22 protein-coding genes are annotated in these 24,177 nt (G+C 55.9%); 2 read left to right on the forward strand and 20 right to left on the reverse strand.

The features are described from left to right. Positions 1–32: 32 nt before the first annotated feature. The 3 genes from KI379_RS18735 to KI379_RS18745 all read right to left on the reverse strand — a co-directional run bounded on the left by KI379_RS18735 (position 33) and on the right by KI379_RS18745 (position 4,903). Positions 33–2,267 (reverse strand): hypothetical protein, encoded by a 2,235-nt coding sequence (locus tag KI379_RS18735; RefSeq protein WP_076169955.1) that lies wholly within the window; start codon positions 2,265–2,267, stop codon positions 33–35. A gap of 876 nt (positions 2,268–3,143) precedes the next feature. Beyond that, positions 3,144–3,638, reverse strand: coding sequence for a hypothetical protein (locus tag KI379_RS18740; RefSeq protein ID WP_212984400.1), 495 nt, complete (start codon positions 3,636–3,638; stop codon positions 3,144–3,146). Further along, a complete protein-coding gene (locus KI379_RS18745) occupies positions 3,635–4,903 on the reverse strand; it encodes a DNA polymerase IV (protein WP_212984401.1) in 1,269 nt (422 codons plus the stop codon). The genes KI379_RS18740 and KI379_RS18745 overlap by 4 nt, the downstream gene beginning before the upstream one ends. A gap of 302 nt (positions 4,904–5,205) precedes the next feature. Between KI379_RS18745 and KI379_RS18750 the strand changes: the two genes are divergently transcribed. Next, positions 5,206–5,880: an SOS response-associated peptidase gene (locus KI379_RS18750; protein WP_089548130.1), complete on the forward strand. Its 675-nt coding sequence runs from the start codon at positions 5,206–5,208 to the stop codon at positions 5,878–5,880. A gap of 127 nt (positions 5,881–6,007) precedes the next feature. Here the strand turns inward: KI379_RS18750 and KI379_RS18755 are convergent, their stop codons facing one another. The 8 genes from KI379_RS18755 to KI379_RS18790 all read right to left on the reverse strand — a co-directional run bounded on the left by KI379_RS18755 (position 6,008) and on the right by KI379_RS18790 (position 14,678). Then, a complete protein-coding gene (locus KI379_RS18755) occupies positions 6,008–6,394 on the reverse strand; it encodes a cupredoxin domain-containing protein (RefSeq protein ID WP_076169951.1) in 387 nt (128 codons plus the stop codon). 42 nt (positions 6,395–6,436) lie between these two features. Continuing rightward, positions 6,437–6,628, reverse strand: coding sequence for a twin-arginine translocase TatA/TatE family subunit (gene tatA / locus KI379_RS18760; protein WP_076169950.1), 192 nt, complete (start codon positions 6,626–6,628; stop codon positions 6,437–6,439). A 68-nt stretch (positions 6,629–6,696) separates the two neighbouring features. Further along, the gene (locus tag KI379_RS18765; protein WP_076169949.1) at positions 6,697–8,376 is read right to left on the reverse strand and encodes a GMC family oxidoreductase; all 1,680 of its coding nucleotides are present in this window, start codon (positions 8,374–8,376) and stop codon (positions 6,697–6,699) included. 67 nt (positions 8,377–8,443) lie between these two features. After that, the gene (locus KI379_RS18770; RefSeq protein ID WP_212984402.1) at positions 8,444–9,232 is read right to left on the reverse strand and encodes a gluconate 2-dehydrogenase subunit 3 family protein; all 789 of its coding nucleotides are present in this window, start codon (positions 9,230–9,232) and stop codon (positions 8,444–8,446) included. Between the two features lie 309 nt (positions 9,233–9,541). Then, positions 9,542–9,829: a stage VI sporulation protein F gene (locus KI379_RS18775; protein ID WP_212984403.1), complete on the reverse strand. Its 288-nt coding sequence runs from the start codon at positions 9,827–9,829 to the stop codon at positions 9,542–9,544. A 62-nt stretch (positions 9,830–9,891) separates the two neighbouring features. Next, a complete protein-coding gene (gene recG / locus KI379_RS18780) occupies positions 9,892–11,943 on the reverse strand; it encodes an ATP-dependent DNA helicase RecG (protein ID WP_212984404.1) in 2,052 nt (683 codons plus the stop codon). Between the two features lie 13 nt (positions 11,944–11,956). Then, positions 11,957–12,814, reverse strand: a complete 858-nt coding sequence (locus KI379_RS18785; RefSeq protein ID WP_212984405.1) for a DegV family protein — start codon at positions 12,812–12,814, stop codon at positions 11,957–11,959. A gap of 58 nt (positions 12,815–12,872) precedes the next feature. Next, positions 12,873–14,678, reverse strand: a complete 1,806-nt coding sequence (locus KI379_RS18790) for a DAK2 domain-containing protein (protein WP_212984406.1) — start codon at positions 14,676–14,678, stop codon at positions 12,873–12,875. A 284-nt stretch (positions 14,679–14,962) separates the two neighbouring features. Here KI379_RS18790 and rpmB point away from each other — a divergent pair, with 284 nt between their 5' ends. Beyond that, complete coding sequence (gene rpmB / locus KI379_RS18795) at positions 14,963–15,151, forward strand: 50S ribosomal protein L28 (RefSeq protein WP_047910965.1); 189 nt, start codon at positions 14,963–14,965, stop codon at positions 15,149–15,151. A gap of 354 nt (positions 15,152–15,505) precedes the next feature. Here the strand turns inward: rpmB and spoVM are convergent, their stop codons facing one another. The 9 genes from spoVM to fmt form a co-directional block, all read right to left on the reverse strand. After that, positions 15,506–15,586: a stage V sporulation protein SpoVM gene (spoVM, locus tag KI379_RS18800; protein WP_036707696.1), complete on the reverse strand. Its 81-nt coding sequence runs from the start codon at positions 15,584–15,586 to the stop codon at positions 15,506–15,508. A 150-nt stretch (positions 15,587–15,736) separates the two neighbouring features. Next, positions 15,737–15,997: a hypothetical protein gene (locus KI379_RS18805; RefSeq protein WP_076169943.1), complete on the reverse strand. Its 261-nt coding sequence runs from the start codon at positions 15,995–15,997 to the stop codon at positions 15,737–15,739. A 4-nt stretch (positions 15,998–16,001) separates the two neighbouring features. Beyond that, positions 16,002–16,664, reverse strand: coding sequence for a ribulose-phosphate 3-epimerase (gene rpe / locus KI379_RS18810; RefSeq protein WP_089548135.1), 663 nt, complete (start codon positions 16,662–16,664; stop codon positions 16,002–16,004). Between the two features lie 4 nt (positions 16,665–16,668). Beyond that, the gene (gene rsgA / locus KI379_RS18815; RefSeq protein ID WP_212984407.1) at positions 16,669–17,583 is read right to left on the reverse strand and encodes a ribosome small subunit-dependent GTPase A; all 915 of its coding nucleotides are present in this window, start codon (positions 17,581–17,583) and stop codon (positions 16,669–16,671) included. A 120-nt stretch (positions 17,584–17,703) separates the two neighbouring features. Next, entirely contained in the window at positions 17,704–19,887 is a 2,184-nt protein-coding gene (pknB, locus tag KI379_RS18820) for a Stk1 family PASTA domain-containing Ser/Thr kinase (protein ID WP_212984408.1), read from the reverse strand. Further along, entirely contained in the window at positions 19,884–20,660 is a 777-nt protein-coding gene (locus tag KI379_RS18825) for a Stp1/IreP family PP2C-type Ser/Thr phosphatase (RefSeq protein WP_076169939.1), read from the reverse strand. Before KI379_RS18825 ends, pknB begins: the two co-directional genes overlap by 4 nt. Positions 20,661–20,667: 7 nt before the next feature. Then, complete coding sequence (gene rlmN / locus KI379_RS18830) at positions 20,668–21,708, reverse strand: 23S rRNA (adenine(2503)-C(2))-methyltransferase RlmN (protein ID WP_076170163.1); 1,041 nt, start codon at positions 21,706–21,708, stop codon at positions 20,668–20,670. 154 nt (positions 21,709–21,862) lie between these two features. Beyond that, a complete protein-coding gene (rsmB, locus tag KI379_RS18835) occupies positions 21,863–23,188 on the reverse strand; it encodes a 16S rRNA (cytosine(967)-C(5))-methyltransferase RsmB (RefSeq protein ID WP_144025416.1) in 1,326 nt (441 codons plus the stop codon). 56 nt (positions 23,189–23,244) lie between these two features. Then, positions 23,245–24,177, reverse strand: coding sequence for a methionyl-tRNA formyltransferase (gene fmt / locus KI379_RS18840; protein ID WP_212984409.1), 933 nt, complete (start codon positions 24,175–24,177; stop codon positions 23,245–23,247).

The following is a 24,177-nucleotide window of genomic DNA, read 5'->3' on the forward strand; positions in this document are numbered from 1 at the left end:
GCAGGTTCCTCCTTTTTAGAAAGTCAATTCTCCTACTCCTTTTTCTCTTTAGGGCCGGAAATTTTCGTAAAAGCATCCTTCATGATGTAATAGCTCTGCTTCAACTGTTCACTGTACTGCACCGTGTCCCACTGCTTCCAGGTATACAGCGGCAGGCTTTGCACGTTCAGCGTCTTCTGGTCTCCTCCGGGCCAGGACACGCCGCTTCCGTCACGCTGGACGATCCACGGAATAAGCCGTATCCCGTCGGTTGTGGTCGTGCCGAAGTAACTCCGTTCCTTCAGCGGACCGTAGTCGATGACCTGAAGGGAGCTCGGATCCGAGAAGCCCAGCAGCATCCACGGGATTCGCATCTCTATCGAATCACCGCTGTACTGCCAAGAAGTCAGCGAGTCGAACGTCTCCTTGCTGCGGTCCGTCGTCCCTCTTTTCAGCGTACCAATCGTCTTGTCGATGAACGGATGCGAAAAGCGCGTATCCGGCGGATTCATGAGCAGGCTGATCGCCAGCTTCCACGGATGGAACGGCGCCGTGTTTCCTGCCTCGGCCTCGGGCAGCATCCAATAACCGTCTTTGCCGTACAGCCGCTGGTGAAAATCATAATCGGCCGCGATTTCCACCTGGGACTCCTCGTCCTTGCCGATTTCGATCAGCGTCTCGGGCGCCCCGCCTTCCAGCTTCCTCCCGGGAAGCTGCTTCGCGGACGGCTGGTTGCCGCCTGTGATCGTGTCGGCACCGATGTAGAGCTTCGACTTGGCGGGATCAAATGGATGATCCAGCTTCATGCCGATGTACAGGTAGCCCTCATCATGCGTAATTTTCATATCCTGGACTCCCGGGATCTTGCCCTGCCAGTGCTGTACTTCCCCTTCCGGGAGCCTGTCCCAGTCGGTGAGATTGCCGTCAATCGTAATCAGCTTCTCCTTGCCCGGCAGCATGCCGAGCAGGCCGAACATTTTCTCATTGGTCAGAACATTGATCCAATAGGACCTCCGGTCTTCAGGCAGCTCCATCGGCATCGTGTTCCAGGTTTTCTTGAACCATTCGTCCTGCCACATGAACAGGATGGCGCCAGCGTAGCCTTCGTCGTGAATGTCTTTGGTCAGGGATGCATCGATCACTCCCTGTTCCTGTTCGTTATGGCCGCCTTGGTCGCGCCCTCCGGCGCCAAAATGCGACACGCCGACAGAAGAAGGAACACCGTACTCCGTGACCATCAGCGGCATGTCCTTATACTTGGCCTTTAGCTGACGGAGATAAGCTTTGTAGGTATTGTAGTTCCCCTGGTCGTCCTTGATCGTCTGGAGCGTCGAATCCGTCCGGAAAAAGTCCGGGTAATACGGATAGACGTGATAGGCCGCAAAATAACCGCCTTTCCAGCCGGTAGGCTGAACATGCCGGGCATCAACGCTCGCCATGTCTTCCTCGAACAGCGGTTCGCCAGGGTGGCTGAGCACATCGGTCGTGACCCAGTTGGTGAAAGTCACGGGATGCTCCCAACCGTAATGCTCCTCCTGCTCGGCCGTATAGTCAAGCAAGCTGGCCAGCCAGTTTTCGAACGGAGCCGCGTCTTTTGTACCCGAAAAATACTTGCCCTGATAGGCCTTCACGTCGCTGTGCACCTTGTTCGTATTTTTGACCATACCCGGGTCCCATTCGGTTCCAAGATGCCATGCCATCAAGTACTTGCCGGCATTCGCCTTGTACTCCCCGCTTGCCGCACCCTGCTTCTGCGGGATCGTGACATCGCCGTATACCGCGGCCACCGCTTTCTTGATTTCCTCTTTGAACTGTTTCGTAATATCCCCCGAATAGGCGTCCTGCTGCTCGATCAGCTGTTCTTCAGGCGACCAGATCCCCTGCATAAAATACAGAGGGTCGTCCCCCTTGTCTTTGTTGTACTTGACGAGAGCCTGATAGAATACGGGCTGGTGAATCGTATAGACCCGTATGACGTTAGCGCCCATGTCGTCAATTTCTTTAAACCAGCGCAGATAATCTTCCTCGGTCGCCGGCAGCTCCCCCGGAAAATGTCCCGGTACCGTGGCGCCAAGATTAACGCCTTTAACGAATATCTCTTTCCATGTCCCGTCCTTCTCGTACTTCAGGAAACGGTCCCCCTGGGTTTTAAACGTAAATCTCGTACCGTCCGGATCTTTGTAGGCCGCAGCCGTCGGGTTCTTCAACATCAGTCCCGCCGCCCCGCCTCCGGCTATGAGAACCGCAGCCGCCGTGATCCAAATAAATAGTGTTTTACGTCTGATCATCGCCTCTTCGTTCCCACCTCGTTTTCGATTTTTGCCTCATCGGTCCGGGGCTTGGCCTTCGCCTAAATCTAATTTTTAACTATTCGGCCCCGATCTGTAAACTAGGCTAGTAGTTGGAAATTTCCCACCCCGTCGACCTAGCCCGCCACTCCCTCGTGCGGACCATAGAGCCCTGCCATCCCCTGTCAACCGGCCCCGTTACGAATAACAAAGAAACGTAAACCAAGCCTTGAGGCGACAGGTTAACTGGACATTTATACGCCTCAAAATTGCTAAAGTTGTGGTCTATTTAACAGCTTTATCCATAAAGATTACAAAATTGATACCATAGTCCGATAAAGCGACAGCGAAAAACCGCGTCACATCAACGTTTGCCAATTTATGTCACATTACAAAAATGAGAACGTGGTCCCGGGTAGGACCTCCTGTCTTTTTTTCACCAAATCATTCCATTTACTGGATTTCAATTACCAGACTTTTCGGTCATTTTTGTGGTCCTTCCTCCCCGTTCCCCCGCTCCTTTTTGACTAGGATCATCGGGCAGGTTTTTCAAAAATCAATCGATATGGGGGCTTTTTTTAAAATCGCAATTTGTTGAAATTTACCATTGGCGGCCTTTTTCCCGCCGAATTGCAAAACGTATGATCCCCCGGATTTCCAAAATAGGAAACAGGCCCCATTCCGTTCCTGGGCGTTCCACTCCCATACCTACCCTGAATCCCGGCGGCTGAACCTGGTAATTTCTGCTGTACGCTTCCTATCCATCGTTATGGCCACAGCGGCCTGGATGTCCGCCGATCTTGATCTCGCCCAGATACGACACGGCCAAAAGCCCGTTGTCTCCCAGACAAGACAACGGGCTCCATTCGGTTATTTCTACTTATGATCCTGCAGACGGGCGTACAATGCCGTAATCAGCCGGTCCGAGTACCGTCCGATTCTTACGCTGACCTCCGTGCGCATATAATCCCGCGTGATCGTGAAGGTATCCTCATACCCATGAAACGAATACCGGTACCAGATCATCTGGGTGTCCTTTCCCTCCTGGGTCAGATCGATGCGCTCATCGAGCATGGTTTGCTCCACCTTGGACAAATCCTTCTGGATGTCCTGCAGCAGGACCTGGGCCACCTTCGAATAAAGGTGCTTCAAGGCCTCGCTTGACGCCTCGATCGCCTGGATCCGCTTCTTCACAATCGATATCATGACCGGCAGCAGGATTCTGTCCCGCATCAGCTCCAGGTCCTCCCTGCGGGGCGGCCGGTGCTCCTCCGGCTGCTGCGAGCGCCGCTTCAGCAGTTCCTCCCGGTGCTGTGGCAGCATCATGCGGCTGGATTCCCAAATCCCGTTATTCTCAAGCTTCTTGCTCATTTATAATGCCCCCCGATTTTCATGGACCGCTCCGCCGCCTGGCCGGCGCCCGTAAGGGAAGAGGCTCTTACGATCGCCATGCTGCCGTACCGCTGCTTGATATGGTCCGTCGCCTTTTCCAGAGCCCGCAGCCGCTCCTGGTCTTCAAACAGCGTCAGCTGGTAATTCCGGTCGTCGCTGAGCTCGCTCAGCATGACCCCGGCGCGCCTAACGGGCATGCGGTCCCAGTGCTTATAAAAAATCGCTTTTACGGCTTCATACACCTTGTTCGTGTTGTTCGTGGGATCCGGCATTTTCATTTGCCGGGAAAAGCCTGTCGGCGCGTCATAAGGGCTGCACATGCAGCTGACTGTGACGACCGAGCCCATATAGCCCTTCCGGCGGCAGTCGCGGCATACTTCTTCCGTCAGCTCCAGCAGGATCGTGTCGACCTCCTTGGGGATGACGTAGTCCCGGGGCAGCGTCATCATATGCCCGACCGATTTGGGAGGCTTGTCGAACGTTTCCGGGGTCACCTTGCTGTCGTCCATGCCGTTGGCGGTGCGCCACATCACTTCGGCCTGGATATCCGACTGCTTGCCGAACCGGGCCCGGAATTTATCCTTCAGCTGGGGAAGAGGCGTTCTCGCCACATCCCCGATCGTCGTCATGCCGAGCTTGGCAAAATGGGCCGTCATGCGCGAGCCCACTCCAAACATTTTATGGACCGGCTGCGGCCACAGATTCTTCTCGATGTCGGCTTTGGGCAGTATAAAAATGCCCTCCTTGTTCTTCTTCGCCCAAATGTCGGTGGCGATTTTAGCCAAAATTTTGTTCGAGCTGATGCCGACCCGCACCCAGACTCCCGTCTCCTCCATCACCTTCTGCTGGATCGATTTCGCAATGCTCACAGGGTCGCCGAAGAGAGCCAGGCTGCCGGTCACGTCCAGAAACTGCTCGTCGATGCTGAATATTTCGACCAGATCGGTATATTCCTCGTAAATCCGGGTAATCTGAAGCGAGACATCGATATAATGCTGCATTCTTGGACGCATAATGACGAGATCCGGGCACTTCTTGAGCGCCTCCCCCAGCCGTTCGGCGGTCGATACCCCGTAGCTCTTGGCGATCGGGCATGCGGCAAGAATGATGCCCGATCTGCGCATCGGGTCTCCGGCAACGGCGAGCGGCCTGTCTTTATACTCCGGATGATCCGCCTTCTCTACGCTTGCATAAAAGCTCTGACAATCGGCCAAAAATATAATTCTCTCCTTTGATCTGCTCAAGCGCACACACCCTCCACATCCACTTTGGCATTTCGTTAAACCGGTTTGGGCCGGGCAGCTCCGAGAAGCTCCAGCACCCTAAAGACCGCTCGTCGAAAAAAACGATCCGGGCCGCTTCCCTCTCCACGAAGCATGCTCACTCGGTAAGCGAACGTATATTCGTATTATATACCAAACACATGTTCTCTATGCAAATGTATTTTTTGACAGCCTTCCCTTGCTGCTGGCAGACAGGCTGGCGTAAACCGGCATCCCGCGGTACACTGTTTACAACGATCATTCCACAAAAGGGGGAGTGCCTGATGTGCGGCCGTTATACACTGACCGTGTCGATGGAAGAATTGATGCTGCGCTATGAGCTTGAGCTTGCGCTGAACTTTCATCCCCGTTACAATATCGCTCCGGCGCAGAACGTACTGGCCGTCATTCATGATGGAAGCAGCCTTCGCGCCGGTCAGCTTAAATGGGGACTGGTCCCGTCCTGGGCCAAGGACAGCAGCATGGGGAGCAGGATGATCAACGCCAGAAGCGAAACGCTGGCGGACAAGCCGGCCTATAAGCTGCCTTTTGCGAGGAAGCGGTGCCTGATCCCAGCCGACGGATTTTATGAATGGATGAAAACCGACAGCGGCAAAGTCCCTTACCGGATTACCCTCCGGGGTGGGGGAATCTTCAGCATGGCCGGCCTCTACGACACCTGGCTGCAGGAGGACGGCAGCAAGCTGAGCACCTGCACAGTCATCACTTCCGGGCCCAATGCGCTGATGGCGCCGATCCATGACCGGATGCCCGTCATTTTGCGCCCGGAGGACGAAATGGCCTGGCTGGACCGAGGGCAGACGGACGTAAACGCCCTGCAGAAGCTGCTGGTGCCCTATCCTGCGGAGGAAATGGAAGCTTACCCGGTCGCAAGGACGGTCAATTCGGTTAAAAACGATACGCCCGATTGCATCGAACGGGTGCCGGAAGGCGCGTAACCGTATATATGCAAAAAAAAGCGCCGCCTTGCGCGAACCTTTACGGTCCGGCTGGGCGGCGCTTTCTCGATTCTGCCTCCTGTGTCGTCAGAAGGCAGTCCGGTGCTCCATCATCTGCCAAGTCAATTTATTCAACAATCAGGGTCCCCTTCATATCGCTGTGGCCGGCACCGCACATGACGGAGCAGTGGAACTCATGCTCACCTGCTTGATCGGCAGTAAATTCTGCCGAGCTTGGCTTCTGCAGGTCCACGTTGAAATCGGGAATGGCCAGACCGTGGTTTCCATCTTTGTTCTCCAGCGTAATTTTGACTTTTTCGCCTTTTTTGACCTTGATCTCGGATGGCTCAAACTTAAAGTTTGACGCCGTCACCTTAATTTCTTTCACGCCGTCCGAGCCGCCGGAAGACGAAGACTCGTCCGACGAGCCGCTCCCGCTTCCGCCGCTGCTTCCGCAGGCGCTAAGCACAAAAACCAGCAGCAGTGTAAGTCCCATCAGCATCCATTTTTTCATGTTAAATCCCTCCATTTAAAATAAATAAGTATGTTGTTCTGTTTATCCTTCCTGGCGGCGCCCCGCATCTTGCTTCTCCTCATCCTCTTCCGTCAGTTGCCGCGCAGAGCTGCGGAATTCGTGAAGCGTCGTTCCCACCGCCTTGCCGAGCTGCGGCAGCTTGGACGGCCCGAACAGCAGCAGGACGAGCAGCAGCAACAGCAGCAGCCCCGGTATTCCGATCGTCGAAAGCATGGCCGATCCCTCCTTTTCCATTTTGAAGTCGCATGACCGTCACGCAGTAGCCCGAAAGCACTGCCTGTTCAGACAAGCATGCCTCCCTGTTTCAAATACTTCTGGATCCCTTCCGCCGCCCGGTAGGCAAGCGCGCCGACGGTATCGGTCGGATTGTAGCCGCTGTTATGCGGAAATGCCGAAGCACCTACCACAAACACGTTCTCCGCTTCCCACATCTGCAGGTAACTGTTCACCGCCGACGTTTCCGGGTCCGCGCCCATAATGACCCCCCCGGTATTGTGAGTGGATTGGTAAGGAACGATATTGTACGGATCGAGCTTGTCCTTGACCTCCACATGGGAAGGACCCATCTCCTTCATGACCTCACCGGCCTTGTCTGCCAGAAACTTCGTCAGCTCACGGTCCTGATCTTCGAAATCAAACGTAATCCGCAGCAGCGGTTTGCCGTAAATATCCTTATAGGTCGGATCGAGATCCAAATAGTGGTGCTTCCAGGGCAAGCTTGCCCCCTGCGTCGCAACGGTCAGCACGCGGTTGGCGTACTTCAGCGTGGTCTTCTTCCATTCCTTGCCCCAGGTCGGCGTGCCCTTCGGCGCCGGATTGTTCTCAATCGGGCGCAGGCCGTTCTGGCTGATCCGGATGCCCGCCCCGTGCAGAAACTTCAAATCGGAATGGTCAAAGTTGTCCCCGTTGAAGTCGTCGAACTCCATCCCGAGCGCCCCGGCGCCCATGAACGTGCTGAATTCCTCATCATCGTAAAAGCCGACCGCGTGCCCGGAGTTGACCTGATACGCATAATTCCGGCCGATCGTTCCCCGGCCGGTTTTCCGGTCATAGGGCGTTCCGAGCTTGGAGCTCAGCAGCAGGCGCACGTTATTCAGCACGAAGCTGCCGAGAATGACCACGTCCGCCGGCTGGGTCACCTCTTCCCCGGTTACCGTGTTGATGTACACAACCCCGGTCGCCTTTTTGCCGTCATGGAGAATTTCGGTCACGTTTGAGAACGTGCGCACCTCCAGCTTGCCGGTGGCCATCGCCGTCGGGATCACCGTCACGACCGGATCCGCCTTGGCGCCGTACTCGCAGCCGAACCGCTCGCAAAATCCGCAGTACTGGCAGGCCGCACGGGAGACGCCGTCCGGATTTTTGTAGTTCTCGCTCAGGTTGGCCGAAGGGATCATGTACGGATGGTACCCGAGCTTTTTGGAAGCCTCCTCGAACCTTTGCAGGATAGGCGTTTTTTTCATCGGCGGCGTCGGAAACGGGTGGGACCGTTTGCCAAGCATCGGGTTCGCTTCCGATTCCCCGGAAATGCCGGCCATCTGCTCGAACTTGTCGTAATACGGCTCGATTTCATCATACGTGATTCCCCAGTCCTGCAGCTGCATGCCGGCGGGGATTTTGCCTTTTCCGTACCGATCGACCGTCTGGCTGTAAATCTCAAAGTCATACGGCAGGAAGCGGTGCGTCTGCCCGTTCCAATGCGATCCGGCACCGCCGAGCCCGTCCCCCAGCAGAAAAGATCCATAGCTGCGCATCGGCAGCGCCCTCATCGATTCCGTATTGCGGAACGTGATCGTTTCCTTGGACAAGTCCTGCATCAGTTCAAAACGCCGCGCATACCGCAGCTCATCATGATCCATGAAATAATCTTCCGTACTCCGGCTTTTTCCGCGCTCCAGTCCGACGACCTGGACGCCCGCTTTGGTCAGCTCGGCCGCAATGATGCCGCCGACCCAGCCCATTCCAACAATAACCACTGGTACTTTAGGTAATTTGGCCAATTCTGATGTCCCCTTATATCTGTGAAATTTATTCGCTCATGTGAGCCTGCAGGCTTTTCGGCTGGATCTGGACCAGCCCTTCCTTCGTAATCTGCTGGGCGTAGCTCATCTGGTTGCCCGGAAAATTCCGCATCTTCCACCCGTTCATATTCCGGTTGCCGCCATAGAGCGGATCGGCGTATACGCCCTCGATCGTCAAATTTTTCAGCATGTTGAAGAAGCTGCTGCTCGTCACCCCGCGCATGGGGAATTTGTCCCCTTTCTCCATGGCGGTCAGTACTTCGTCCTGCTGCTGGCCCTCAAGCTCCGTAAAAGCCTTTTGGTGCTTTTGCTGGCAGTAGCTCTTCAGTCCTTCCAGGCCCAGCGTGAACATCTCATTGCGCTTCAGCCGCGACTGCTCCCCCTGCGTTGCCTTGGCCTGGACAAAAGGACCCATCATATAGTCCCGCGCGTTATAGCCCCATGGTCCTGCGAGCTGATGATCAATAAAAAAGGCGACGCCCAGCGCCTTGGCACCGGGACCGTTCTCATCTTCGGGATAAATCCTTTCGGCCGCCGCTTCGGTCATTTTAAACTGCTCCTGGTTAAAGAACATCAGCGCATCCTGCAGCGAAGCCTCAGGCTTGCTGTCGGCAGGCGCCGTCTTGGGGGCCTGATTTTTCTCCAGACTGTCCGTCAGGACGCCCCCGAACACACCGCCGACGACCAGACCGCCAAGCGTCATTCCCGAGGCTTTCAAAAATTTCCGCCGGGATTCATCCGGTTCTTTCGACCGGGCCGGCTTGCTGCTCTTCCCCAATTTCAGTCCTGGCAACATGATCCCTCCAATTATGAATATTGTGGATGCAATAAAGAAGACCACTTCGAATCAGTTACCCAAAATTTCTCTGTTTCAAACGCAATATCTGACATCAGACGTCATATTGCGACCAAATGACTAGGACTAACCTCGCGGTTTCCATCACAACCGCTGCAATGATCTTCAAAGGAAGAGAGTCCGCAAATCACCTGACAGCCTAATACGTCAAGAAGTTCGGGCAGGTCTCGCTGCTGCCTGCTTTGAATACAAAAAAAAGCCCCCCGGGTTTCTCCCGGAGGGCTGCATTCTAAGCGCTTGTATGCTTTTTTAGCGAAACATTCCCCACAACTTGATCAGGTGGAACGTATTATTGGGATCGATCTTTTGGGCGATCACAAACCGGACGATTTGTCCTTCCTCGGCGCCGGTCAGCTTCTCGTTCATGATGGACGATGCCGACTTGACCAGCCGCTGTACCCTGGCCGGATCCTGCAGGTCCTGTTTGTTTACGCCTTCGATCAATTTTTTAATGCGCTCCTTGGTGGCCGGATTTTTCATCTTCAGCTTGATCCGTGCGACCAATTGGGGGCTGATTCCGTACTGCTGATAACCCATATTGGCACCTCCCGTCTAATGCAGTCCAACTAAGTATATGACGGGAGGGGTTGTCCACTGACCTAATCGACCAAATCTCCTTGAAAAATCTGCTCCTGCTGCAAATAGTCCCGCAGCGGCCCGTATGCCGGGGAGGTCCAAAACGCCGGATCCGCCACCAGCCGGGCGGCGTCATCCCTCGCCTGCTCCAGCACGGCAAAGTCACTCACCATGTCCGCCAGGCGGAACTCGGGCAGACCGCTCTGCTTCGTGCCGAAGAAATCTCCCGGTCCGCGAAGATCCAGGTCGCGCCGGGATACTTCAAAGCCGTCGTCGGTCTCGGTCATGACGTTCATGCGCTCCTGACCGACCTCCGACTTCGGATCGGCGATCAGCACGCAGTAGGAAGCGTGCTCGCCGCGTCCGACACGGCCCCGAAGCTGATGCAGCTGTGACAGGCCGAAACGGTCCGCGTCCATAATGACCATCAGCGTCGCGTTCGGCACGTCCACCCCGACCTCGACGACCGTGGTCGAGACGAGCAGCTGCACCTCGTTTTCATAGAAGGCCCGCATCACTTCCTCCTTCTCCGCCGGCGTCATACGGCCGTGCAGCAGGCCCACCTTGTAGGAAGGGAACGCCTGCTGCATTTGGACATGCAGATCGATCGCGTTCTGCACGTCCAGCTTGTCCGACTCCTCGATCAGCGGACAGATCAGGTACGCCTGGCGCCCCTGGTCCACCTCGCGGGCGATGAAGCCCAGCACCCGGTCGAGCATATTGTGCTTGACCCAGTACGTCGTGATCGGGATCCGTCCTTTCGGGCGCTCCGACAGCGTGGACACGTCCATATCGCCGAACGCTGTAATCGCCAGCGTCCGCGGGATCGGCGTCGCGGTCATCGTCAGCACGTCCGGATTATACCCCTTGCGCCGCAGAATGCCGCGCTGGTTGACACCGAACCGGTGCTGCTCGTCGGTAACCACCACGCCCAGCTTGCGGAAAAACACGTCCTCCTGGATCAGGGCGTGCGTTCCGACGACGATGTCGGTCAAGCCCATCTGCAGCGAGGCGAGCAGGTCCTTGCGCTTGCGCCCCGTAACGCTGCCGGTCAGCAGGCCGACGGTGATGCCGAACGGCTCAAACAGCTTCTGCAGCGAGCGCGTATGCTGCTCGGCCAAAATTTCGGTCGGCACCATCAGCGCGCCCTGATAGCCCGAACGCACCGACGCGTACAAGGCGATCGCGGCCAGCACCGTTTTGCCGGAGCCGACGTCTCCCTGCAACAGCCGGTTCATGCAGTGCGGCGAGCGCATATCCTGCAAAATTTCGAGCTCGACCTTCTTCTGCGCATCGGTGAGCTCGAACGGCAGGCTGCGCACGAACTCGCGCATCGTTTTGTTGTCCACCGTATGGACGACGCCGTCCATCCGCTCCCGGTTCAGGGCGCGGAACGCCTGCATTTTCAACTGAAACAGAAACAGCTCCTCATAGACCATCCGCTCGCGCCCCTGCTGCCCTTCCCCGGTATCCTGGGGCTGGTGGATCGTGGCGATCGCCTTTTTCCGCGGCATCAGATGGTACCTCCGCAGCAGTTCCTCCGGCAAAATTTCCGGGATCATTTCCCCGTACTGCTCGAGCGCCTGGGTCATCGTTTTGCGCATCCAGGTCTGCGTAATCTTGCCCCCGACCGAATAGACCGGCTGCACCGTACCGCTGCGCCATGCCCCCTGGTCCGGAAACTCCGATTCCGACACGGTCAGCTGCATACGGCGCTGGTCCCATTTGCCGACGAGCACGATTTCGCGCCCGGAGGTCAGCTGATCCTTCAGAAAATGCCGATTGAACCAGGTGGCGGTGAACATCCATTCCTCAGCCATCATTTTGCAGCTGAGGCGGGACTTTCGCCCGTACCGCTGCAGTACGGGAACGCCCATCACCTTCGCCTGGATCGTAATTTTGTCCCCGTCCTTCACGTCCTGCAGCGAACGGAGCCGGTAATCCTCGTACCGGAACGGATAATATTCCAGCAAATCCTTCACCGTAAAGATGCCAAAGGCGTGAAGCTCCCCTTCCTTGAGGGCGCTCACGCCGCGGACCTGCCGTACCGATATTTGTTCAAGACTCAGACTCATGGTTATCCCTCATTTAAGCGGGCCATATAAACACGGCCAGCGTCCCGGGCCCGACATGGGTTCCGACGACCGGTCCGATGTTCGTCAGAATGACCTCCTGCAGCCGGAAGTCCCGCGACAGATCCTCAAGCACGGGCTCGGCTGAAGCCGGGTCGGCCGTATGGCCCACTGCCACATTGATGTTTTGAACGCCGCCCAAATCCTCCCGAAAACGCTCCAGGATCCGGGCCAGCGCCTTCTTGCGGCCTCTGACCTTCTCCACCGCATAAATAATGCCTTCTTCGTCAATGGACAGAATCGGCTTGATGTTCAGCAGGTTGCCGATCATGGCCGCCGCCTTGCCGATTCGTCCTCCCTTTTGCAAATATTCCAGCGTGTCCACGAGAAAATACAGCTTGCGCTGCCTGCGTACCTCTTCAACGGAACGCACGATTTCCTCTACAGTTTTGCCTTCGGCAGCCAGTCTGGCTGCATGCACGACCAGCAGGCCGAATCCGTAGGACGCCGATTTGGAATCGACGATCGTAATATCCGGGTCGCCCTCCAGCATGGACTTGGCAATCGTGGCCGATTGATACGTGCCGCTCAGCCCGGAAGAAATATGAAAGGAAATAATCGGCGAGCCCGGATATTCATTCATAATTTCTTGATAAACCTGCATATAATCTGCTGGAGAAGCCTGCGACGTAGTCGGAAGCTGCTCGGACTGGACAAGCCGTTTGTAGAACACCTCAGCGGAAATATCCACGCCGTCTTCAAAGGTATCCTCGCCGAACATCAGCCGGAGCGGAACGACGTGAATGTCATGCTGCTTCGCGATATCCTCGGGTATGTCGGCCGTACTGTCCGTTACAATTACCGGTTGGGTCATCGAATGGGGCCTCCTTCATTTTCATTCAAACTTCGATTTTCGGTCCCAAGGCTGCTCTTCAAGATTCCACTGAAAAAATGTAATAGTACAGCGGCTGTCCGCCCTGATGCACTTCAATTTCCGCATCCGGGTACTGCTCTGCCAGCCACGCAGCCAACTCGCCCGTCATTTCCGGGTTCGCCTCTTCCCCGGCGAGAATGGTCACAATTTCGTCCCCGTTCTCCAGCATCTTGGTCAGAAGCTCCTGACATGCAGGCAGAAGACCTTCGGCAGCCGTCACGATCTTCGAATTTTCGATGCCGATAAACTGGCCGGCTTTAATATCCAGCTGATCGATTTGCGAGTCGCGCACGGCGTAGGTCACTTGACCCGACTTGATCCGGCCGATCGCTTCCAGCATGCTGCTCGTATTCGTCTCCTCGGAATCTTCCTCCGAAAAGGCGAATGCCGCAGCAATGCCCTGAGGCACCGTCTTGCTCGGAATGACCTTCACGCTGCGTTCGCCCTCAAGCAGTTCTCCCGCCTGCTGGGCGGCCAGCACGATATTGGAGTTGTTCGGCAAAATGTAAATATGGTGCGCGGAAATGGACGCGATCGCGTTCACAAAGTCCTCCGTGCTCGGGTTCATCGTCTGGCCGCCCGAGAGGACGACATCGACGCCCAAGCTCTTGAAAATGTCCGCAATACCCTGTCCGGAGGCCACAGCGATAAACCCGTAAGGTGCCAGTTCATCGGCCGGCGGCTCGGCGGGCGCCTCTTCCGGCGTATGATCCATCGATTCGACCGGAATATCAGCAAAAATCTCCGGCATCGGTGCGATGTCCATCCCGGCCGACAGCAGATCCCGGTGCTGCTCGCGCATATTCAGAATATGAATCTGGGTAATTTCGCCGTAACGCAGCGCCAAATTCAGCACCTCGCCCGGTGCTTTGGAATGCACGTGAACCTTGATGATCTCATCATCGGCAATGACGATAATCGAATCCCCGTTCATTGACAACGCTTTCCTGAATTGATCCTCGTCGAAATGCGTACCTGCCGCATCCCCTAACTTCCGGTTAATGAAAAATTCCATATCATATAAAAATTCGATGTCTTCCGTTTCCAGGCGGGACTGCGCAATATCCGGCACTTCTGTCGCCACGGGCGCTGGCTTTACCTGGGTTCTTGCTGCCGCCGGTTGATCCTGGGCCGGCTGTACCGCACTCGGTGCCGCAAAGGACTGGTAGGCATAGCCGCCTTCGCTGACGCTGTGCAAATATTGCAAAAATCCCTCGTAAATATAAACCAGACCTTGTCCCCCCGAATCGACAACCCCCACCTGCTTCAGGACAGGGAGCATCTCCGGAGTCTGGGCTAACGTTTCTTTTGCTTTGGCGAGCACCTGTTCCATGAGCTCCGTAATATCCGGTGTGCGCCGTGCCAAAAATACCGCATGCTTCGCGGCTTCCTTCGCAACCGTCAGGATCGTGCCCTCCACCGGCTTGACCACCGCCTTGTAAGCTGCGTCAACTCCGGTCTGCAGCGCCTGCGCGAACTGAACCGCATTCAGTTCATCATAGGTTGCGGCATAGCGTCCAAAGCCCCGGAACAATTGGGAGGTAATCACGCCGGAGTTCCCCCGCGCGCCCATGAGCAGTCCCTTGGACAGCACGCCTGCGCTGTGCCCGATCGAATTCGAATTGTTTCTCTTCAGTTCTACTACACCGGCACCCATCGTCAGATTCATGTTCGTGCCCGTATCACCATCAGGTACCGGAAACACATTCAATGAATTGACATGCTCGGCATGCTGCTGCAATTGTTCCGCCCCAGCCAGAACCATAGCGGTAAAATCAGTTCCATTCAAAGAACGCTTACTCAATGATAAATCCCCTTCCTAGCTTGATCCCTAAGCCATTGGCGTCCTTATAAATACGAATCAATGCACGTTTTCGTTTCGCCATTCGTCCAATTTTCGGATAATCCTATTCAAAAAAATAAATGTTAATTGATCCCATCTCAAAATAGTATGGGCTAATCAACATTGTACTATAAGACACCCCAGAAATAAATGTTTTTGCAGGCGGTTGACGAAGCATTTTTTGCTATGATAAAATATACAAGTATTGTTTTATGCAGGTGTTTGGAGCTAAGGAGGTGTAATCTATGTCTCGCAAATGTTATGTGACTGGCAAAAAACCAGGCAGCGGTAACCACGTATCCCACGCTAACAACCGTAACCGTCGTTCTTGGGGTGTAAACGTTCAAAAGGTTCGTATCCTCGTTGACGGCAAACCGAAGCGCGTTTATGTAAGCACTCGCGCGTTGAAAGCAGGTAAAGTTACCCGCGTTTAGTAATGACATATAAGCAAAAAGCACCTAGTTTCCAGCAGGTGCTTTTTTAATGCCTTTGGCCGGTATCAGTTGGCAGCCATGCCGCTGGCATCTGTCAGAGGTTTTTTTTGAAATATAAGGGTCAATCCGCCTGTGTTCTTATACCGGCCTTATATTTCATCCGCGAAACGTGAGCTCCGCCTGTAAGAAAAACGTCTATTGATGCGCTCTCATGGGAAGACAGACCGCGTGAAGCAGAAGTTTTTCTTGCGATCATAGAATCGTTCAGCTCCGCTGAACCTTGTATGTTCTATGATCTTCAATAAGGCGAAGCCGTTTACGGTTGTGCAAGCGGCATACCAAAGGGTATCAAGATCAGCTTTTGTGAAACGTGTTTAAAAGAGCCTTCACGAATCCTCCCAAAAACTTTGGCAGCTTAAACGTATAAAATTTCATATCTCACCCTCCCCATCATTCTCATGTCATCACGGTATGGTATGCCCTGAACCAGATCAATGTTAAGACGGAACAAAAAAAAGGTTACATGAGAACCTTGACTCATGTAACCATATGTATGCTCAAAGAGCACGCCCTATGCCTTAAGCCTCAAGCTGAGGCCGGAGACAATTGATAAAATTGGTAGACCGACAGCATAAAGATAAACAGCAGGTAGTACAGGATCGAAAAGATGACGTAGCCGATCCTTAATCCCTTGCGTTCGTTTTTCCGGAAATAATAAATGGCCAGCACCACCGCGATCAGCGAGGCGATGGCATTAAACGGCGATTTCAGAATGGAAAATATACCGAGTAACAGGCCTGTTCCGATACTGGCCAAAGTCAGATACAGCGCGTCTTTGAATTTCATGAAATTATTTTCCCCCGACGCTGCGGCGAATGGCCGAAATGGCAGCAGCTCTGTCAGGCTGTGCGTACACGGCGCTCCCCGCCACCAGCACGTCGGCACCCGCCTCGGTGACCAGCGGCGCCGTCTCGGACGTAATGCCGCCGTCCACTTCGATATGGACGTTAAACAGCGACAGTTCGTTGAGCCGCTGGCGGATTTGGCGGATTTTGTGAACGGTGCGCGGAATGAACGCCTGTCCGCCGAAGCCCGGGTTAACGGTCATGACCAGCACCAGGTCCAGATCCTCCAGCACTTCGCTGATCGCAGACGCCGGTGTGCCCGGATTCAGGGCAACCCCCGCCTTTACGCCCAGCTCTTTAATCATATGCACAACGCGGTGCAAATGCGTGCAGGCTTCCGCATGCACCGTAATGAAAGCCGCTCCCGCCTTGGCGAAATCAGGGATGTACCGCTCCGGATTCTCGATCATCAGATGCACATCCAGCGGCAGGGTCGTGTGGGGGGCAATGGCGCTGACGATCGGCGCCCCCAGCGTAATATTAGGCACAAAGTGCCCGTCCATGACATCCACATGAATCCAGTCGGCTCCGGACTTCTCCGCTTCGGCAACCTCCTGACCCAGTTTGGCGAAGTCCGCCGACAATATCGATGGTGCGATTTTAATCATCGTGTTAATACCTCCGCTTCTTTTCTTTCATTTCCGTATAAAACTGCACATAATGCTCGTAGCGGCTTGATGCGATAGTCCCGCTCTCCTTCGCCTCAATGACTTTGCAGCCCGGTTCGTGCGTATGGCTGCAGCCGCGGAATTTGCATAGCTCCGCATAAGGCGCAAATTCCCGGAAGCAGGTGGACAATTCCTCGACGCCGAGCTCCAGGAAATCGAGCTGGCTGAACCCCGGTGTATCGGCGACAAACCCGCCGTTATCGAGCTCGATCAGCTCTACATGGCGTGTCGTATGCTTTCCCCGCCCCAGTCTCATGCTGATGGCGCTCGTCTCGAGGGAAAGTCCGGGAACGAGCCGGTTCAGAAGCGAGGACTTGCCGACGCCCGATTGGCCCGAAAACACGCTGATGACGCCCGTAAGGCGTTCCTTCAGCTCGCTGCTTCCCAGGCCGGAACGTGAACTCGTAACCAGAACCTCATAGCCGATCCGCTCATAAAGCTCCTTGACGGCCATTACCGGGTCCTGGGCATCCGTATCCGCGGCAAGCAGATCCTGTTTGGTGAGACAAATGATCGTCTCCAGGCCGGAATGCTCAATATGGACCAGAAATTTGTCAAGCAGGGACAGGTTGAGATCCGGTTCACGAACGGAAAACAGCAGGACCGCAAGCTCCGCATTGGCAACAGGCGGGCGGATCAGTTCGGATCGGCGGGGCTTGATCTCATCCACCATCCCCTCACCGTTCTCGGTAAGGGAGTACACCACATGATCCCCGACAAGCGGAGAGGTGCCTCTCTTCTTGAAGATCCCCCGCGCGCGGCACTGTACGGCTTCGGCGCTTCCTACGGCTTTTCCATTCTCCAGCGGTTTGACATAGTAGTATCCGCTCAGAGCTTTCACGATTACTCCATCAGGCATACATTGCAAGGCCTCTCTTTCTTTCCGGCTTCTGCCGGTGAGGCAGGAGCCGGAGATAATATGATTGTTAAACGTTAACTAACTTTGACATCTATTCAATATGGCCGAATGACACGTTGGTTATCTGTAAATGACGTTTTCGGTGTCGGGCCCCTTACCCTTGTCCTTACCTTTGCCCTTCCCCGGCTGGTCATTCAGAAATCCGGTCTCGTCTGATCCTTGATTATCCCCGTTGCCGGAATCTCCCTGATCACCGGGATCACCCTCATGGCCCGGATCGCCGGGATCCTCGCCTCCCATGGCAGGGAGCTCGATCTGCGGCACGGTGCCGTTCTGTACATCGGTGTACCGCACCGAATACGTGTCGAACACCTGTCCGTCGCGAAGCACCGTGACGACGGCATCCCTGTTCGGATCAACCACCAGATCGATCGGCAGCACCTGCGTCGTTTGGACGGTCTTCGTTCCCCAATCGACCGTTTTGCCTTCGGTATGGGCGTCGGAGTATTTGATCTGGATTTTCGTATTTTTGCCTTCCTCGACCGGAGCCACAGGCAGGTTCAGCGTATAGTTCAGGGCATCCACCGGGTAGCCTTTGCTTATCGTGAGCGTGATTTCGGCGTTCGGCGTGGCCTGGGTATTCGGGTCAAACGGGAACTGCTTGATGACCTTCCCTTTTTCCACCGTATAGCTGTCTTCTTCGACGACCCGCAGCAGCTTCAGCTTCTTCTGCGTTAGAAGATCCTGTGCCTCCTGCAGTGTCTTGCCGATCAAATCGGGCATTTTTACGGTTTCTGGGCCTTGGCTGACCGTCAGGGTGATCTCCTGGTTATCCACATCGATTTCTTCGTTAGCTCCAGGGTCGGAACTGATGATCAATCCCTTTTCAACATTGTCGCTGTACTCCGGTTTCTGCTTAATGTTATTCTCTTTGACCCCTTTATCAAGCAGCGCCTTTCTCGCATCGTCAAACGTAGAACCCTTCACGTCAGGCATCGGTACCTTCGGCTTCTCCGTGCTCACCGTCAGCTGAATCGCCGCGCCTTCTTTGACGACCGTGCCCTCCGGCCTGCTCTGTTTATAGACGATGCCATCGCCAAAGTCCTTGTTGTACTTCCGGATGACCGGATCTTCCACCAGCAGCCCCTTGTCGCTGAGCGCTTTGCGCGCCTGATCTTCGGTCATGTTAATGACGCTCGGCACGGTGACATTCGGCACGACCAGCTTCTGGTTGACGTACCACACCACACCGCCCAAAGCCAATAGAACGACCAGGGTCAAGCTGATCCACAGCGCCGCCCTGCCCGACTTTTTCTTCTTTGGCTTGCCTTTGCCGACCGCCGGCTCGTCCGCCTCGTCATCATCCTCCACGGCCTGCGCTTTCGCTCTCGAAATGGAGCGCGGCTGTGGCTTGATGGCCGGAATGACGCGGGTCCGATCCTCATCGTCCATATCGTCAAACTCGATCTTCGGCTCATTCCGGCGCTCCGGCAGCAGGCACGTCTCCAGGTCCTGAAGCATTTCCTTGGCCGACTGGTAACGCTCCTGCGGATTTTTGCGCATCGATTTCAGAATAATGTTCTCGACACTCTGCGGAATGAGAGGATTCACCTCACGCGGCTCCTCAAACTCCTCTTGAAGATGCTTAAGCGCCACGCTGATCGGGCTCTCCCCCAAAAACGGCAGACGTGCGGTCAGCATCTGGTACAGTACGATACCAAGAGAATATAAATCCGACTTTTCCCCGGTCACCACGCCTTTGGCATGCTCCGGAGAAAAATAATGTACCGATCCGACCACCGAACCCGTCTGCGTAATTGTCGTCGACGTAACGGCACGGGCGATTCCGAAATCCGTTACCTTTACCCGGCCGTTGCGGCCGATCATAATGTTATGCGGCTTGATATCCCGGTGGATGATTTGATTCTGATGCGCGTGATCCAGCGCGTCGCAAATCTGCGAGGCGATTCGCACCGCTTCGTCCACCTGCAGGGGAGCCCGCTCCTTGATGATCTCGTCGAGATTATGTCCCTCGACGTATTCCATAACGATATAATGAATGTCGTCTTCCTGGCCCACATCATAAATGCTGACCACGTTCGAATGCGATAGCGATGCCGCTGACTGTGCCTCCCGGCGGAAACGGCGAATAAATTCCTCATCGTGCACAAACTGTTGGCGCAGCACCTTAATAGCTACGTTCCTGCCCAATAAAATATCATGAGCTTTGTAAACGAGTGCCATTCCGCCGCCACCGATCCGCTCGATCACCTCATAACGACCGCCCAATTCGTGTCCGATCATGAATCCCACTCCTTTATGCTTTGCCCGGCGACTTCGTCTTGAAGTTCGAACAGGGCGACGGTAATGTTGTCATCGCCTCCGGCGAGAAGTGCCAGTTGAAGTAAACGGTCCGCTCTTTCTTCCAGCGGCAGCTCACGGTTTCCGGATATTTGCCCGATGTGCTCGGAGCTGACCAGATCGCTTAAGCCGTCGCTGCACAAGAGCAGCACCTCTCCGGGGGAGAGGCTGATGGGATACAGGTCCACGGACACGTCGGCGTCCGTTCCAAGCGCGCGCGTAATCGCATTGCGCATCGGATGGACTTTCATGTTCTCCAGGCTGATTTGTCCGCGTTTGTACAATTCATACACCAGTTTATGGTCTTCCGTTAATTGGACGACCTCGCCGCCGGCAACCTTGTAGGCCCGGCTGTCGCCGATATGTCCAATGTAGCCGGATTCCCCGCTCAGGAGCAGGGCCACGACCGTCGTTCCCATATTGTAAAATTCCTCGTGTTTGGAGGCCTCGGTATAAATCACATCATTGGCGTGCAGGATGGCGTCGCTAAGCGCGGCCTTCAGGCCTTCCGGCGAAATGCCGGATTCTAGCGAGGACAGGTCGCCCGTCATGGTTTCGACGGCCAGCCGGCTGGCCGTATCGCCTGCCTGATGCCCTCCCATGCCGTCAGCGACGATCCCGAGGGTATAGCCCTGCGGCAGCTGGCCGACCCATACCGAGTCTTCATTGACCGAGCGAACCCGGCCAACGTTACTGACATGAACAGTTTTGATCAAATTCCTCTCACCTCAACTCCATGTGCTTGGCCCGCAGCTGTCCGCAGGCAGCCGCGATATCGTGGCCCTGCTCGCGGCGGATCGTCACGTTCACGCCGCTATCGGCGAGAACCCGTTGAAACTGGAATATATCGTTACGGGACGTTCTGACATACTTCCGCTCCGGTACGTGATTGACCGGAATCAGGTTGACGTGGCACAGCATATCCTTGAGCACGTTCGCCAGCTCCTGGGCATGCTCCGGACGGTCGTTAACGCCGCCGATCAGCGCGTACTCAAACGTAATCCGCCGGCCTGTTTTGGCCAGGTAATAGCGAAGGGATTCCATAACATCCTCGAACGGATAACGGCGATTCACGGGCATCAGCTTCGAGCGGAGCACATCGTTTGGCGCATGAATGGAAATCGCCAGATTGATCTGGGTGTCCTCGTTCGCGAATTTATAAATGTTCGGCACGATGCCGCTCGTGGAGACGGTAATATGCCGCTGCCCGATGTTCAGTCCTTTTTCATGAATCATAATACGCAGGAACTTCATCGTCGCTTCATAGTTTTCAAAAGGCTCGCCCGAGCCCATGATGACGATGCTGCTGACGCGCTCCCCTTTCTCGTCCAGAATCTTCTGGGCCTGAACCACCTGGGCCACGATCTCCCCGGCCGTCAGGTTCCGCTTCAGACCGCCCAGCGTCGAGGCGCAAAAGGTGCAGCCGATACGGCAGCCGACCTGGGTCGTGACACAGATGCTGTTGCCGTAGCTATGCTTCATGATGACCGTTTCAATCGCATGGTCGTCATGCAGGCCGAACAGAAACTTGACGGTTCCGTCCTTAGATTCCAGCTTCGTAATTTCCTGCAGCGTCACAAACTGGAACTGGTCGTCCAGCTTTTTGCGGAGCTCCTTGGAGAGGTTCGTCATTTCGTCAAAGCTGTTGACCCGTTTGACGTAGAGCCAGTCAAAAATCTGGCCGGCGCGGAACGCGGGCTCGCCGTTTTCCTTCGCCCAATCTTGCAGGTCTTCCAAATTCAAATCATATATAAAAGGTTTCATCTTCACCACACCTGTCTTTTCATTCATATGCTTATTGTTTCTCATTCTTCCTATTTTAACACAAATAAAAGTAACGGTAAAAGAGAAAACCCGCCAAGCTCGCGCCCGGCGGGTTACAGGAAGCAGCGGCTGCCCGTGCGGGCGGTCCGCTAGTTTAGGAGAGTCTCTGAATCCGTGCAATGTAAAATCCGTCGCTATGAAAATGCTGGGGCAAAATCTGTACGCCGCCACCCCGCGGCAGCGCCGTGCCCAGCAGCCGTTCCCAGGCAGGGGGCGCTTCCGGCGCTATGGCGAACTCCGGGTGGTTCCGCAGGAACCGCTCGACGTTCTCTTCGTTCTCCCGCGGCTCGATCGTACACGTGCTGTACACGAGAATGCCGCCGGGCCGGAGCAGAGCCGACACCGATTCCAGCAGCCGGTACTGCAGGGCCGCGATCTCCTCGATGTCCCCCGGGGTCTTGGCCCATTTCAGGTCCGGCTTGCGCCGGATAACGCCAAGGCCGGAGCATGGGGCATCCAGCAGAATGCGGTCGAAGGACGCCGCCGGATACCGTCCGGCCAGTTCCAGCGCATCGCCGGTTACCGGCTCGATGGCGTCCAGCCCGAGCCGCTCGGCCTGCTCGCGGATCAGCTTCTGCTTATGCTCGTGCAGATCGTTGGCGATGATTTTCCCCTCGTCCCGCATGAGCTCGGCCATATGCGCGGTCTTGCCACCGGGGGCGGCGCAGCAGTCGAGCACCCTCATGCCGGGCTCGGGACCTACCGCATCCCCGACCAGCATCGAGCTCTCGTCCTGCACGGACAGCTGGCCGTCTCGGTACCAGCCGGTCAGGGCCATGTTGCCCCCGCTGCGGACGAGAATGCCTTCCGGCGTAAGCGGAGACGGCACCGCGTCCATGCCTTTCTCCTCCATCTCACCTAGCAGGCCGTCGCGGCTGATCATCGTCGTGTTGACCCGGACGCTGACGGCCGGAGGCTCGTTGTTCGCCCGGCAGATCGCCTCGGCCGCTTCTTCCCCGTACTGCCCGATCCAGCGCTGAACCAGCCATTCAGGATGGGAATGCTCCAGCGCGATCCGTTCGGCCGGTCCGAGACTTTCCGGCAGAACCAGTTTGTCGGGACTGCGCAGCACGTTCCGGAGCACACCGTTCACCATGCCGGAAATGCCCTGGTGGCCGCGGCGCTTGGCCAAGTTCACAGCCTCATTGACCACGGCATGGGAAGGAATGCGGTCCAGGTACATGATCTGGTACAGACTGAGCCGCAGCAGGCTTCTCACCCAGGGCTGCAGCTTGCTCACGCCTTTGCTGACAAAGCGGTTCAGGAAATAATCCAGCGTGTTCATCCGGGAGATCGGACCGTACACGAGCTCGGTCGCAAGGCCGGCATCCTCGCGGGACAGGTTCGCGCGCTGCAGCGCAGCGTTCAGCTGCAGGTTGCTGTAGGCGCCTTCCTGCTCCACGCGTGTAAGAATATCCATCGCCAGCTCGCGTGCCGAGGGCTGGCGGCCCTTCCGTTCTTGGGTTCCGCGTCCGCTCACTTCAGCACCGTCCCGGGCGTCATGCTGGTTCCCCGGATAAACTGCCCGGCATCCATCGCCTTCTTGCCGCTCGGCTGAATATCGGTCAGCCACAGGGCCCCGTCGCCGGTTTTCACTTCAATACCTTCAGGCGTAAGCTGAAGCACCGTTCCCGGAGCCGCTTCCTTGGAGGCCTTCTCTCCTTTGCGGGAGCCCCAGACCTTGAACACGTCGTCGTTCCAGAACGTAAACGCCCCGGAAAAAGGCACCAGGCCGCGAATTTGATTGTAAATATCACGCGTCGGCTTGCTCCAGTCGATTTTCTCGTCTTCACGCTTCAGGTTCGGGGCGTATGTAGCCTGCGAGTCATCCTGCACCGTCACCGGGACGCCGCCTTCCAGCAGCCGCGGCATCTGCTCTTTGAGCAGCGCTGCCCCGGCGGTGCTCAGCTTCTCGAACAGCGTTCCCGAGGTATCCTCGTCGGTGATGGGTACCTCCACTTGGGCGATCATGTCGCCCGTGTCCAACCCTTCGGCCATGTACATGAGCGTAATGCCCGTCACCGTCTCGCCATTGATGATGCAGCGCTGAATCGGTGCGCCGCCTCTGTATTTCGGCAAAAGCGATCCGTGGACGTTGACGCAGCCCTTGGCCGGCAGATCCAGCACCGCTTTCGGCAATATTTGCCCGTAGGCGGCCGTAACGATCAGGTCGGGCTTGTAAGCCGCGAGCTCGCTTACCGCTTCGGGATTGCGCATGCGCTGCGGCTGCAGCACCGGCAGACCGTGCTCAAGCGCCACTTCCTTGACGGGCGTCGGCATCAGCACCTTCTTCCGTCCCTGCGGACGGTCCGGCTGCGTGACGACGGCCACGACGTTGTAGCCCTCCGCAAGCAGCATGCGGAGACTGGGAACGGCAAACGCGGGCGTCCCCATAAAAACGATATTCAT

Origin of the sequence: Paenibacillus cineris, assembly GCF_018333335.1 — a bacterium.
GTDB classification, from domain to species: domain Bacteria; phylum Bacillota; class Bacilli; order Paenibacillales; family Paenibacillaceae; genus Paenibacillus_AQ; species Paenibacillus_AQ favisporus.

What these genes read in the sequence shown, in the direction of transcription:
- KI379_RS18735 (WP_076169955.1), bottom strand. Translation starts at nt 2,267, where the DNA reads ATGATCAGACGTAAAACACTATTTATTTGGATCACGGCGGCTGCGGTT.
- KI379_RS18740 (WP_212984400.1), bottom strand. Translation starts at nt 3,638, where the DNA reads ATGAGCAAGAAGCTTGAGAATAACGGGATTTGGGAATCCAGCCGCATG.
- KI379_RS18750 (WP_089548130.1), top strand. Translation starts at nt 5,206, where the DNA reads ATGTGCGGCCGTTATACACTGACCGTGTCGATGGAAGAATTGATGCTG.
- KI379_RS18755 (WP_076169951.1), bottom strand. Translation starts at nt 6,394, where the DNA reads ATGAAAAAATGGATGCTGATGGGACTTACACTGCTGCTGGTTTTTGTG.
- tatA (WP_076169950.1), bottom strand. Translation starts at nt 6,628, where the DNA reads ATGCTTTCGACGATCGGAATACCGGGGCTGCTGCTGTTGCTGCTGCTC.
- KI379_RS18765 (WP_076169949.1), bottom strand. Translation starts at nt 8,376, where the DNA reads ATGGGCTGGGTCGGCGGCATCATTGCGGCCGAGCTGACCAAAGCGGGC.
- KI379_RS18770 (WP_212984402.1), bottom strand. Translation starts at nt 9,232, where the DNA reads ATGTTGCCAGGACTGAAATTGGGGAAGAGCAGCAAGCCGGCCCGGTCG.
- KI379_RS18775 (WP_212984403.1), bottom strand. Translation starts at nt 9,829, where the DNA reads ATGGGTTATCAGCAGTACGGAATCAGCCCCCAATTGGTCGCACGGATC.
- recG (WP_212984404.1), bottom strand. Translation starts at nt 11,943, where the DNA reads ATGAGTCTGAGTCTTGAACAAATATCGGTACGGCAGGTCCGCGGCGTG.
- KI379_RS18785 (WP_212984405.1), bottom strand. Translation starts at nt 12,814, where the DNA reads ATGACCCAACCGGTAATTGTAACGGACAGTACGGCCGACATACCCGAG.
- rpmB (WP_047910965.1), top strand. Translation starts at nt 14,963, where the DNA reads ATGTCTCGCAAATGTTATGTGACTGGCAAAAAACCAGGCAGCGGTAAC.
- spoVM (WP_036707696.1), bottom strand. Translation starts at nt 15,586, where the DNA reads ATGAAATTTTATACGTTTAAGCTGCCAAAGTTTTTGGGAGGATTCGTG.
- KI379_RS18805 (WP_076169943.1), bottom strand. Translation starts at nt 15,997, where the DNA reads ATGAAATTCAAAGACGCGCTGTATCTGACTTTGGCCAGTATCGGAACA.
- rpe (WP_089548135.1), bottom strand. Translation starts at nt 16,664, where the DNA reads ATGATTAAAATCGCACCATCGATATTGTCGGCGGACTTCGCCAAACTG.
- rsgA (WP_212984407.1), bottom strand. Translation starts at nt 17,583, where the DNA reads ATGCCTGATGGAGTAATCGTGAAAGCTCTGAGCGGATACTACTATGTC.
- pknB (WP_212984408.1), bottom strand. Translation starts at nt 19,887, where the DNA reads ATGATCGGACACGAATTGGGCGGTCGTTATGAGGTGATCGAGCGGATC.
- rlmN (WP_076170163.1), bottom strand. Translation starts at nt 21,708, where the DNA reads ATGAAACCTTTTATATATGATTTGAATTTGGAAGACCTGCAAGATTGG.
- rsmB (WP_144025416.1), bottom strand. Translation starts at nt 23,188, where the DNA reads ATGGATATTCTTACACGCGTGGAGCAGGAAGGCGCCTACAGCAACCTG.
- fmt (WP_212984409.1), bottom strand. Translation starts at nt 24,177, where the DNA reads ATGAATATCGTTTTTATGGGGACGCCCGCGTTTGCCGTTCCCAGTCTC.